Origin of the sequence: Streptomyces sp. NPDC059874 (assembly GCF_042731135.1) — a bacterium.
Taxonomy (GTDB): domain Bacteria; phylum Actinomycetota; class Actinomycetes; order Streptomycetales; family Streptomycetaceae; genus Streptomyces.
On sequence record NZ_JBHWJY010000038.1, the window covers coordinates 64,918 to 76,766 of the forward strand.

The window sequence follows — 11,849 nt, forward strand, 5'->3', positions numbered from 1 at the left end:
GCGTTGCCGCCCCCCGAATTCTCCCCCACCGCCCCCCCCGGGAGCGCCCCCCCCGCGGGGGGGGGGGGGGCCCCCCCCCCCCCGCCCCGCCCCCCCCCCCCCCCCCCGCGGGGGGGGGCCCCCCCCCCCCCCCCCCACGGCCGTGAGCTCACCCCGAACGACATGCGGGCGGAGCCGAACCTGCGCCCGCTGTTGGCCCGTTCGGGCTGGGACATGATCTCGTACTCCGACGAGGACGCGCGCTTCCTGGCGGTGGCCGTACGCCGTCACGCAGGAGGCTGAGCCTCGGCTCCCGCCGGCCGGCGCGGGTGCGGCACGGGGCAGCCGCTCGTGCCGGGCACCGGGAAGGTGCCGAGCTCGCCGACGTCATAGCCGTCGGGGTAACCCTTGATCTCCGGGTTCTGGCGGGCGTAGTGCGGGGCCTTGCGCGGGGGCAGCAGCCGTACCGCGCGCCCGCGCAGCCACAGGGCTCCGTGGACCAGCTTCCCGACCCGGGGGCGCGGGCGCGCGTAGCGGAACGCGGTCAGCAGCGACTCGTCGAGCAGGGCGAGGCTCGCGCCGCGCACGGCGGGGGCGAGCGGGGCCGGATACCAGGAGGCCATCAGGTCGAGGGTGGAGTCGGCGACCTTGCGGGCGCCCTCGTCCCAACCGAAGTGGGCCTCCTCGTAGGCGTTCAACGTGGCCTCGAACTCCTCGAAGGAGCCCGGAATGTCCGCGATGCCCATGTGGCGGCCGAGGGTGGCGTAGTAGTTCGCGGACGCGCGCCGTTCATGGTGGGTCAGCGGGCGCCAGCCGTACGCGTCAAGCCAGCGGGCGGGAATCACCACGAAGGTGCACAGCACGTAGCGCATGTCCTCGTTGGAGATGTCGTAGCTGCGGTGCATCTGGTTGACGCGGCGGATCGCGGTGCGCGCGGTGTCGCTCCCGAAGCCGTGCTCGAGGATCGCGTCGAGGAGCAGCGCGGTGTCGTCGTAGCGCTTCTGGGTCCGGTCGGTGAACTCGGCCGTCTCGGCCAGCAGGCCGCCGATGCTCGGGACGGCGTACGTCCGGAACAGGGCGAGCTCCAGGGCGCGGGCGAAGTCCCAGGGGAACTCGTAGGTGGCGGTGAGCCGGTAGATGGTGAGGAAGTCCGTGTCGGGATCGAGCCGGAGGATCTCCCTCAGCCGGTCGTAACGCTGCACCGGGTGTCCCTTTCTGTGGCGGGTTCCCAACTCTACGTGCAGGTAGCGGGCTTGGAAATCATCGACCGCAGGCTCTCGACGGGCGGGTTACCCGCTGGTTAAGGTGCGCCCGACGAGAGAGCTACCAGGAGGCCAGGTGTCCGACGACGAGGGTGGCGGCTCGCTTTACGTGCTGACCGCCGTGCTGGTGACCCCAGCGCAGTTCCCGAGCATCCTGGGCGACGACTTCGCCGAGGCCTGCTCCCTGCTGGGCGTCGCGCCGACCCGGGAGGGTTACGGACTGGTGCTGGGCCAGGACGAGGAGGGTGCGCGCTGGACGGTCGTCGTGGACGACGTCTCGCTCGTGGCCACGGCCATCGCCTCCTGGGACTGCGGCATGGACTACGACCTGTCGCCCGACGAGCGGAGCATCGTCATCTCGCTGGCGGGCTGGCCGCTGGAGCTGTCGGTGGCCGCGGCGGGCATACCGGAGCCGCACGATCCCGAGCAGGGCGCGGACGGCACGGGGCGGGTGCCGCTGGCGCCGCCCTCCGCCGACGCGTGGGGTCCGGTCCAGCGGCGGATGGGGGCCGACCAGATCGCCCGGGAGTGGGCCGACTGGCGCGAGCGGGTCGCGACGGACGGCGGGGCGGCGGCGGCCGCGCACCCGGGGCTCGCACGGGCACTGGACGAGGCTCTGGGGTACACGCGGACCCCGCCCCCGCCCGGTCGGGTGCGGTCCTCCTTCGCCGGCGAGGGCGCCCGGACGCTGCGCGTGGACGGGCCCGGCTGGTCGCTGGTGGCCCGCACGGGCGAAACCGGCGGCCCCGACACGGCTTTCGTGCTGCTCGACGAGGAGCCGAGCGAGGTGCTCGCGGTCCCCCACGAAGGGGATCATGATCTACCGCGGTTGCTGGCGGCGCTGGATCGCGTCGCGGTGCGTCCGACCTGAGCCCCGACCCGGGGCGGGTACCGGGCGTGAGTACGAGCGGTGACACGAGGGGAGCGATGATGGTGGAGTCCGAGCCGGTGGGCGTGGTCGTGGGCGGTCGCGTGGAGGTGCTCGATGACGACTGGGGACGCGAGACCGCGGTGATCCGCCTGGACGGCCTCCGGTTCGGCCCGGAGGCGCTGTACGGGCTGGAGGACTTCTCGCACGTCGAGGTCGTCTACCACTTCGACCGGGTGCCCGTGGAGAAGGTCGAGACGGGCGCGCGGCACCCGCGCGGCAACACGGACTGGCCGCTGGTCGGCATCTTCGCGCAGCGCGGCAAGAACCGGCCGAACCGGCTGGGCCTCTCGCGGTGCCGGGTGGTGAAGGTGGACGGCCTGGACGTGCACGTGGAGGGCCTCGACGCCGTGGACGGCACGCCCGTGCTCGATCTCAAGCCGTACATGGCCGAGTTCGGACCGCGTGGCGAGCTGCGGCAGCCCGAGTGGGCGACCGCCCTGATGCGCGACTACTACCAGTAACCCCGCCGGCGCCCGGGCTCCGGGCGCCGGCGCAGCCGCCACCGGAAGCGACCACCCCTGGGGGCGAGATCCGGACAGGGTGACTGAAAATCGCTCTGGATCGCCCTCCTCCGGAATGATCGAATCAGCCACGTCACTGACTCAACTGACTCAAAGGGCGCACACCACCGCCCACCGGGTCATTCCTTCGACGGAGGCTGCTCTCTTGATTTGTACGTCGTACCTGGACCTGCACCAGCAAGTCGCGCAGGACATCGACACGGAGATCGAATCCGCCCTGGAGCGACTCGGACCGTTCGCGATGATCACCCGGACCTCAGTGGCCAAGCTTCTGGAGCACCGCAAACTCAGACATCCCCTCTCGGTTCTGCCCCTCCTCACGCACGCCATAGAGACGGGTAATCCCCGACCGGCCATTCCGCTGTCCGCAGTGCACCTGCTGTGGTGGACTTCGGCCTGCTACCTCGACGATCTCGCCGACGCGAACGGCGCGCGGATATCCGGCGAGCTCACCGAGAACGAGGCGCTGCTCGCTTCCGTCATCACCGGAAACGCGCTCCCCATTCAGATCGTTTTGGACCAGAAGCTCCCGGAATCGGTACGCAACGCACTGGTGACCGAGATCCTGAACGGCTGGATCATCGGCGTCGACGGCCAGATAGACGACATGCGCGGAGACATCTGCCGGGCCACCCGCAAATCGGTCATCGAAACGTATCGCGGCAAGTCCGGGGCACCCTTCGGAATGATTACGGCGATGGCCGCGATATTCTCGGGGGCCTCCGCCGAGAAGGTGGAGCTCTGGCGTGAGTTCGGGTACGTGTTCGGCATCCTGTGGCAGATATTCAATGACCAGGAAGACATCCTGTCCGGCCGTGACGAGGACCTGCTCAACGGCACCGTGACCTACCTCCTCGCCTCCGTCATCGAGGACTCTCCCGCCGATTCCAGGGACCACATCCTGGGCCTGTGCGCCACCGCGGGTCGCTCGGTCGACGCCAGGGCGGAACTCGCGGGCCTCCTGCGGACCCCCGTCGCCCTCGACCGGTACCGGGCGGAGATCGACGGATTCCGTGCCGAGGCGTATCGCATCCTGGACGAACTGGGAGGCGACGAAACCTATTTGCCGGTGCTGCGTCACCTCGTGGACCACGCGTCCCAGATGCTCCTCGAAGCCGACCTTGCCGAGGTCGGCGCGAGCAGCGCGGCCTGATCCCGGGGGCGGGCCGGACTCGGCACTCGACCGGGAGTCCGGCCCGCCCGACGGGCGAGCGCGGCAAGGGCGACGGGGGCCGCGAGGGCGCCGCGGGCCACGGGGGCCGCCCCCGTCGGGGTCAGCGGCCGAGCTGCTTGCGGGATATACCTCGTACGCGACGCCGCTGGGAGGAGTCCAGCAGGAGGTACGCGGCGGCGGGCACACCGATCAGGACCAACAGCCCCGCCCAGAATCCGACACTCCAGAACAACACGATGGCTGCCACGACTCCGGCAACCGCGACCTTTCCGCGATTGGACATCTGCGGACACCTCCTCCTTGTCGTCGACCACTACCCCACACAACGTGCGGAGTCGACCGGGCGTTCCCGGATGTCCGAGCGGTCCGCGCAGCAAGGCTCCCCGATCCAGGGTTCCCCGATCCAGGAAACGGGCCCGGCCGGCCCGGCGGCCGATCCCGGACGGCCTTCGGTCGGGTACTCTCGGCGGCCCCGTGCCCCGGTAGTCAAGTTTGAGGATGCGTGCTGCCCAAGATCTCCGACCTCATCCACTGCTCCGCCGTCTTCCTTCCCGCCGCCCCCGGCGACCCCGCCCGCAGCGGCCGGATGGGCCTCTGGCGACCCGACGGGCAGGCGCCGCCCGGGTACGGCGTCGGCATCGGCGGCGGCGGCGGAGCCGGCGGCTCCGGAACGGGCTGTTTCGAAGAGCTCACCGTCGTCACCCGCCGGCTGCGCCGCGCCACCGTGACCGCCCTCGTGCTGCCGGTCGACGAAGCCCTGCCCCTGCTCACCCGCGCCCGCGCCGCCGGTTCCGGCTCCGGCGCCGACCCGGCCGCCGCGTTCTGGGGCGCCGCCGCGCTGCTGGCCCTGAGCTTCACGGCCCGCGGCCAACTGCTGCCCGGCCTGAGCCCCGCCGGCCACGACGCCTGGCGGATGGGGCCGCTGGACGCCGCCGACCTCGACGCCGTGCGGGAGCTGGCCGCCGCCATGCCGCCCACCGCGCACTGCGTACCCCTCGACGCGGAGGGACCGCCCCGGCTTCCCACCCCGGAACCGCTGCTGCGCGCGTTCCTCGACGCCGTCGCCGACACCCTCCCGCGCTCCCCCGCCGCGCCCACGGCCGCCGGCGGGCCCGCCTACGCCGCCCGCCCGCCGATGCTCCACCCCGGGCTGCGCGGCTGGGCCGCCGAGGTGGCCGCGGGCCACGACGCGGGGGTACGCATCTCGCTGCGGATCGAGCTCGACGGGCCCCTGGAGCAGGCCCCCGCCTTCCGGGCGGTCCTCCAGATGCACGGCGTGGCCGACTCCGCGCTGGTCGCCGACGCCGTCGACGTCTGGGCCGGATCGGGGGCCGCCGCGGCCGCCTTCCCGCCCGGTGCCCGCATGGACGCCCTGCGGGCCCTGCGCCGCGCCGCCCGGCTGTGGTCACCGCTGGCCCCGCTGCTGAGCGCCGCCGTACCCGATGCCGTGGAGCTCGCCGACGAGGAGGTCACGGAGTTGCTCGGCGAAGCCGCCGAAGCGCTCGCCGCGGACGGCCTCCAGGTGCACTGGCCGCGTGAGCTCGCCCGCGAACTCGGCGCCCGCGCCGTCGTCACCTCGCCCGAGGGCGCCGGGTCCGACCTCCCCTCCGGCCTGCTCGCCCCCGGCGCGCTGCTCTCCTTCACCTGGCGCCACACCCTCGGCGGCCACGGCGACCTCACGCCCGCCGAACTCGACCGGCTCGCCGAGTCGAAGCGCCCCCTGGTCCGGCTCCGCGACCAGTGGGTCCTGATCGACCCGGCCGAAGCCCGCCGGGCCCGGGCCCGGCAGGGCCGCGAGCTCTCGGGCCCGGACGCGCTGGCCGCCGTACTCACCGGGTCGACGGAGATCAACGGCGAGCGGGTCGACGTGGAGACCACCGGGCCCCTGGAGCGGCTGCGCGCACAGCTCGCCGCCGAACCACGGGAGCCCAGGAGCCATGGGCCCGGCGGCGATGAGCCGGGCGGCGATGACGGGCCCGGGGGCCAAGATCCCGAGCACCGGGCACCCGAGGGCCCCGAGGCGCCCCCCGAGTTGCGGGCCACCCTGCGCGACTACCAGCTGCGCGGGCTGCGCTGGCTGGCCCGGATGACCTCGCTCGGCATCGGCGCCTGCCTCGCCGACGACATGGGCCTCGGCAAGACCGTCACCCTCATCGCGCTCCACCTGCACCGCAACCGGCAGCACGCCGCCACCACCGGGCCGACGCTCGTGGTCTGCCCGGCCTCGCTCCTGGGCAACTGGCAGCGGGAGATCGACAAGTTCGCCCCCGGCACACCCGTGCGCCGCTTCCACGGCCCGGGTCGCGACCTCTCGGGCCTGACCGGCGGCTTCGTGCTCACCACGTACGGCACGATGCGCGTGGACGCCCCCGAACTCGCCGCCGTCCGCTGGGGGATGGTCGTCGCCGACGAGGCCCAGCACGTCAAGAACCCGCACTCCTCGACCGCCAAGGCCCTGCGCACCATCCCGGCCCCGGCCCGGGTGGCCCTCACCGGCACCCCGGTCGAGAACAACCTCTCCGAGCTGTGGGCCGTCCTCGACTGGACCACCCCCGGGCTCCTCGGCCGCCTCGGCACCTTCCGCACCCGCTACGCGGAGCCCGTCGAGAGCGGTCGCGACCCGCGGGCGGCGGCCCGACTGGGGGCGCTCGTACGGCCGTTCCTGTTGCGCCGGAAGAAGTCCGACCCGGGTATCGCGCCCGAGCTGCCGCCCAAGACCGAGACCGACCACACCGTCACGCTGAGCCGGGAGCAGGCCGCGCTCTACGAGGCCGTCGTACGCGAGACCCTCGCCGCGATCTCCGAGGCGGACGGGATGGAACGGCGCGGCCTGGTGGTCAAGCTCCTGACCTCCCTCAAGCAGATCTGCAACCACCCGGCCCAGTTCTTGCGGGAGCACGGCGTGAAGGAGCGCGGCGCCGCGGGGGAACTCGGGGCCGCGGGCACCGCCGCGCGCTCCGGGAAGCTGGAGCTTCTCGACGAACTCCTCGACACGATCCTCGCCGAGGGCGGTTCGGTCCTCGTCTTCACCCAGTACGTGGCGATGGCCAGGATCCTGGAGAAACACCTGTCCGGCCGCGGGATCACCTCGCAACTCCTGCACGGCGGCACGCCCGTGCCGCGCCGCGAGGAGCTCGTGGACCGGTTCCAGGCGGGCGAGGTCCCGGTCTTCCTGCTCTCCCTCAAGGCGGCGGGCACCGGCCTGAACCTCACCCGGGCCGGGCACGTCATCCACTTCGACCGCTGGTGGAACCCGGCCGTCGAGGAGCAGGCCACCGACCGCGCCTACCGGATCGGGCAGACCCAGCCCGTGCAGGTCCACCGGATCATCGCCGAGGGCACCGTCGAGGACCGGATCGCGCGACTCCTGGAGCGCAAGCGGGAGCTCGCCGATGCGGTCCTGGGGGGCGGCGAGGCCGCGCTGACCGAACTGACCGACGCCGAACTGGCCGAACTCGTGGCGTTGCGCCCGGCCTCGGGGAGCGAACGATGAGCGGGTACCGCGAGACCGGCGGGAGCAACGAGATGACCTTCCCGGCCCTGCCGCCCGCCCCCGGCCGGGGTTTCGCCCATACGTGGTGGGGCCACGCCTGGCTCCGCTCCCTGGAGGACAGCGCCCTCGACCGGGGGCAGGTCAAGACGGGGCGTCGGTACGCGCGTTCGGGCGCGGTGGGCGCCGTATCGGTGCGTCCGGGCGGGCTCACGGCGGTGGTGCGCGACGGGGACGGCACGGCGCACCGGACGGACGTGCTGGTGCAGGAGTTCACGGAAGCGGAATGGGACCGGCTGTTGGGGCTGGCGGCCGCGGAGGCGGGGTACATCGCGGCGCTGCTGGACCGGGAGGTGCCGCCGGAGCTGGTCGAGGACGCGGCGGCGGCCGGGGTGGAGCTGCTGCCCGGGATAGGGGACCTCGACCCGCGCTGCGACTGCGACGGGTGGGATCACTGCCCGCACACGGCTGCCCTCTGCTACCAGGTGGCCCGGCTTCTGGACCAGGACCCCTTCGTGCTGCTGCTCCTGCGCGGTCGCGGCGAACGGGAGCTGGTGGCGGAGCTGGAGGCCCGCAGCGCGGCGGGGGCCCAGGAGGCGGACGAGGCGCCCGCCGAGGCGCCGCCCGCCGACGCGGGGATCCCGGCGGCGGACGCGTACGCGGCGGCGGAGGCGGGCACCCTGCCGGCGCTGCCCCCGCCGCCGAGCCTGCCCGAGGCGCCGGGCCAGCCGCCGACGCTGGACACCGAGACCGAGCCGGAACTCGACGTGGACGCAGTGGAGTTCCTCGCGCAGGCGGCCGCGAACGAGGCGCACCGGCTGCTCGCCCTGGCGCTGGCTCCGGGCCACGCCGATCGCGCCCCGACGGCCCCGTTGACCACGACCGAAGACGCCGTACGACTCACCGCCGAGGCATCCGATTTCCGGGTCCGCTCCCGCTTGGCGGTGGCTATCGGACGGGACCGGGCCGCCATGGACCTGGCCGTCCGGGCCTGGGGCTTCGGCGGGCCGGCCGCGCTCGCGGCGTTGGAGGACGACTGGGCGCCCGACCGGGCGACGCTGGCCCGGGCGCGTGCCGCGCTCGCGACGGCGTGGGCGGACGAGCGGGCTCCGGTACTGCGCCGGCTCCGCGCCCGCTGGTCCGAGGCACCCGAGGCACCCGAGGCACCCGAAGTAGCCGAGGCACCCGAGGCGTCCGAGGCCCCCGCACCGCCCGAGCCGTCCGCGTCCGGCACCGACCGCCAGCTGCGGCTGGGCCGCGAGGGCCGCTGGTGGCCGTACCGCCGCGAGGCGGGCCGCTGGATCCCGGCGGGCCCGTCGGCCCCGGACCCGGCCTCGGCGTGGGCGGCCGTGGACACCCCGACGGACGCCCCGTAGCCGGGTTTCGGCCCGGCCCGGTCGGCGTAGTGGCCGACGTACCGCTTGCCGGGCCCGGATGGCGGGACGACGATGGGGCGCTCCGGGTACCGCGGCAGCACGGGAGGGTGACGTGGACGATCCGTCGGTGGCGCTGCCGGGCGGGGCCGATCCCGCCGAGCGGACGCGCGAACTGCGGCGGGCGCATGCCGTGTTCACCCGGGACGGCCGGGTCGAGGCGCCGGTGCGGGCCGTCATCGCGAGGTCCTGGCGGCGGTGCGCGCGGGCCCGGGTCAGCCCGGAGTGCGCGCCCCGGGTGGAGCTGGCGGAGCCGGAGCTGCGCTCGTACCGCGCGGCGCATCCCCTCGCACGGGTGATGCCCCTGTTCCGGGAGCTCGTCGGGGAGTTCGCGGCGCACGGGGCGCATCTGCTCGCCGTGTGCGACGCGCGGGGCAGCCTGCTGTGGGTGGAGGGCGAGCCGGCCACCCTGCGGCGGGCGGAACGGCTCGGCTTCGTCCCGGGGGCGCGCTGGGCGGAGAGTGCCATGGGGACCAACGCCCCCGGTACGGCGGTCGCGGTCGGGGAGCCGGTGCAGGTCTTCGGGGCCGAGCACTTCAGCCGCCGGGTCCACCCGTGGACGTGTGCGGCGGCCCCGGTGCGGGACCCCCGGACGGGAGGACTGCTGGGCGCGGTGGACATCACCGGCGGCGACGGGCTGGCCCACCCCCATTCCCTGGCGTTCGTTCGGGCGGTGGCGCGTGCGGCGGAAGGGCAGCTGACCCTGCTCGAACCGGGGCCGCCGGCCGCCGGGAACACCCTGAGCGCCCTCGGCCAGGACGAGGCGCTGCTGGTCACGGGCGGGCGCCGGGTGCGGCTCGGCCGGCGGCACAGCGAGATCATGGCGCTGCTGGCGCACCATCCCGAGGGCTTGTCCGGCGAGGAGTTGGCGATCGCCCTGTACGAGGACGAGTCCGTGTCACCCGTCACGCTGCGCGCCGAGATGTCCCGCCTTCGTGCCCTGCTGGGCCCCGCGGCTCCGCTCTCCCGCCCGTACCGCACGGCCGGTCCACTCGACGCGGACTTCACCGTGCTGACCCGGCACCTCGCCGCCGGCGCGGTCTCCGCGGCCCTCCACCACTACGCCGGCCCGCTGCTGCCCGCTTCCACGGCGCCCGGCATCGTCCGGCTGCGCCGCAGGATCGAAGACCAGGCACGGGCGGCCGTGATCGCTCGGGCGGACCCGGGGCTGCTGACCGACTGGGTGTGCAGCGCGTGGGGCGCGGACGACCGCGAGGCGTGGCGGGCCCTCGCCGCGGCGCTGCCGCCCGAGGGCCGGTCCGCCGCGCTGGCCCGCGTACACGCCCTGGACCGTGAACTCGGCGCGCCCGTGGACCACGTACGCGCGCACCGTCACGCCCCACGGCGTGCAACGTATCCGCAACCTGCCCGCTCCTAGCCTCCACCCGAGCGCTGTCCGACGGTGGCCGGCGCCCGGCAAGGGGAGGACATCATGGCCCGTTACGCTGCGCCCGGTACCGAGGGGGCGCTCATGTCGTACGCGTCCCGCTACGACCACTTCATCGGCGGGGAGTACGTGGAGCCCGCGACCGGCGGGTACTTCGCCAACCCCTCCCCCGTGACCGGCCAGACCTTCACGGAGGTCGCCCGCGGCAGCGCGGAGGACGTGGAGCGGGCCCTGGACGCGGCGCACGCGGCCGCTCCCGCCTGGGGCCGGACCTCCGTCGCCGAACGGTCGACCCTCCTGCTGCGGATCGCGGACCGGATGGAGCAGAACCTGGAGGCCCTCGCGGTCGCGGAGACCTGGGAGAACGGCAAGCCGATCCGCGAGACCCTGGCCGCCGACATGCCGCTGGCCATCGACCAGTTCCGCTACTTCGCGGGAGCGCTGCGCGCGCAGGAGGGCGCCCTCAGCCAGCTCGACGAGGACACGGTGGCCTACCACTTCCACGAACCGCTGGGCGTGGTCGGGCAGATCATCCCGTGGAACTTCCCCATCCTGATGGCGGTCTGGAAGCTGGCTCCGGCACTCGCAGCGGGAAACACGGTCGTCCTGAAGCCGGCCGAGCAGACCCCCGCCTCGGTGCACTACTGGCTGAGCCTGGTGGCGGACCTGCTGCCGCCGGGCGTGGTGAACATCGTCAACGGCTTCGGGGAGGAGGCGGGCAAGCCGCTCGCCTCCAGCCCGCGCGTCGCGAAGATCGCCTTCACCGGGGAGACCTCGACGGGGCGGCTGATCATGCAGTACGCGGCCGAGCACCTGAAGCCGGTGACCCTCGAACTGGGCGGCAAGAGCCCGAACCTGTTCTTCGACGACCTCTGGAGCACCGACGACGACCTGCGCGACAAGGCGCTGGAGGGCTTCACCATGTTCGCCCTCAACCAGGGCGAGGTGTGCACGAGCCCGTCGCGTGCCCTCATCGAGCGGGGCCGGTACGGGGACTTCCTCGACGCGGCCGTGGCCCGTACGGAACTGATCGTGCCGGGGCACCCGTTGGACACGGACACCATGATCGGCGCGCAGGCCTCCGAGGAGCAGCTGCGCAAGGTCCTGTCGTACGTGGAGATCGGCCAACGGGAGGGCGCGAAGATCCTCACGGGCGGCGAGCGCATCGACCACGGCGGTGACCTGGCCGGCGGCTTCTACGTCCAGCCGACCATCTTCGAGGGCGACAACCGCATGCGGATCTTCCAGGAGGAGATCTTCGGCCCGGTGGTGTCCGTGACCTCCTTCCAGGACTTCGACGACGCCGTACGGATCGCGAACGACACGTCGTACGGCCTGGGCGCGGGCGTGTGGACCCGCGACATCAACACGGCCTACCGCGCGGGCCGGGCGATCCAGGCGGGCCGCGTCTGGACGAACTGCTACCACGCCTACCCGGCGCACGCCGCGTTCGGCGGGTACAAGCAGTCGGGCATCGGGCGCGAGACCCACAAGATGATGCTGGAGCACTACCAGCAGACGAAGAACCTTTTGGTCAGCTACTCCCCGAAGAAGCTCGGGTTCTTCTAGGCCCACGAGAAGCGGCGCCTTGGGCGAGGCGCGGTGGTACCCCATCTGGTCGCTGTCGACGCGGGCAACGGCTACGCGGCGGCGGCAGGCGGCGGCGCATGCG

At 73.6% G+C, this 11,849-nt stretch carries 9 protein-coding genes and 1 pseudogene; 8 read left to right on the plus strand and 2 right to left on the minus strand.

Going from position 1 to position 11,849, the window contains the following annotated elements; translation table 11 throughout:
* Positions 1 to 135 precede the first annotated feature (135 nt).
* A pseudogene (locus ACFV9H_RS22225) lies at positions 136 to 282 on the plus strand (SAM-dependent methyltransferase); the annotation flags it as partial.
* On the opposite strand, the gene ACFV9H_RS22230 reads toward ACFV9H_RS22225, so the two are convergent.
* A complete protein-coding gene (locus ACFV9H_RS22230) occupies positions 267 to 1,181 on the minus strand; it encodes an oxygenase MpaB family protein (RefSeq protein WP_385400847.1) in 915 nt (304 codons plus the stop codon). The pseudogene ACFV9H_RS22225 and the gene ACFV9H_RS22230 sit on opposite strands and share 16 nt — an antisense overlap.
* A gap of 136 nt (positions 1,182 to 1,317) precedes the next feature.
* Between ACFV9H_RS22230 and ACFV9H_RS22235 the strand changes: the two genes are divergently transcribed.
* The 3 genes from ACFV9H_RS22235 (at position 1,318) to ACFV9H_RS22245 (ending at position 3,846) form a co-directional block, all read left to right on the plus strand.
* Positions 1,318 to 2,112 (plus strand): hypothetical protein, encoded by a 795-nt coding sequence (locus ACFV9H_RS22235; RefSeq protein ID WP_385400849.1) that lies wholly within the window; start codon positions 1,318 to 1,320, stop codon positions 2,110 to 2,112.
* A 59-nt stretch (positions 2,113 to 2,171) separates the two neighbouring features.
* Positions 2,172 to 2,633 (plus strand): SAM-dependent methyltransferase, encoded by a 462-nt coding sequence (locus ACFV9H_RS22240; protein WP_385400867.1) that lies wholly within the window; start codon positions 2,172 to 2,174, stop codon positions 2,631 to 2,633.
* Between the two features lie 115 nt (positions 2,634 to 2,748).
* Positions 2,749 to 3,846: a polyprenyl synthetase family protein gene (locus ACFV9H_RS22245; RefSeq protein WP_385400852.1), complete on the plus strand. Its 1,098-nt coding sequence runs from the start codon at positions 2,749 to 2,751 to the stop codon at positions 3,844 to 3,846.
* 121 nt (positions 3,847 to 3,967) lie between these two features.
* Here the strand turns inward: ACFV9H_RS22245 and ACFV9H_RS22250 are convergent, their stop codons facing one another.
* Positions 3,968 to 4,150, minus strand: a complete 183-nt coding sequence (locus ACFV9H_RS22250) for a hypothetical protein (protein WP_385400854.1) — start codon at positions 4,148 to 4,150, stop codon at positions 3,968 to 3,970.
* 219 nt (positions 4,151 to 4,369) lie between these two features.
* Between ACFV9H_RS22250 and ACFV9H_RS22255 the strand changes: the two genes are divergently transcribed.
* Genes ACFV9H_RS22255 through ACFV9H_RS22270 form a run of 4 tightly spaced genes read left to right on the plus strand, consistent with a single transcriptional unit; the run spans position 4,370 to position 11,746 of the window.
* Entirely contained in the window at positions 4,370 to 7,360 is a 2,991-nt protein-coding gene (locus ACFV9H_RS22255) for a DEAD/DEAH box helicase (RefSeq protein WP_385400857.1), read from the plus strand.
* Positions 7,357 to 8,733 (plus strand): SWF or SNF family helicase, encoded by a 1,377-nt coding sequence (locus tag ACFV9H_RS22260; protein WP_385400860.1) that lies wholly within the window; start codon positions 7,357 to 7,359, stop codon positions 8,731 to 8,733. Before ACFV9H_RS22255 ends, ACFV9H_RS22260 begins: the two co-directional genes overlap by 4 nt.
* Before the next feature lie 58 nt (positions 8,734 to 8,791).
* Entirely contained in the window at positions 8,792 to 10,168 is a 1,377-nt protein-coding gene (locus ACFV9H_RS22265) for a GAF domain-containing protein (protein ID WP_385400863.1), read from the plus strand.
* A 54-nt stretch (positions 10,169 to 10,222) separates the two neighbouring features.
* Positions 10,223 to 11,746 carry an aldehyde dehydrogenase family protein gene (locus tag ACFV9H_RS22270; protein WP_385400865.1) on the plus strand — a complete coding sequence of 508 codons (1,524 nt, stop codon included), beginning with the start codon at positions 10,223 to 10,225 and terminating at the stop codon, positions 11,744 to 11,746.
* Positions 11,747 to 11,849: the final 103 nt, after the last annotated feature.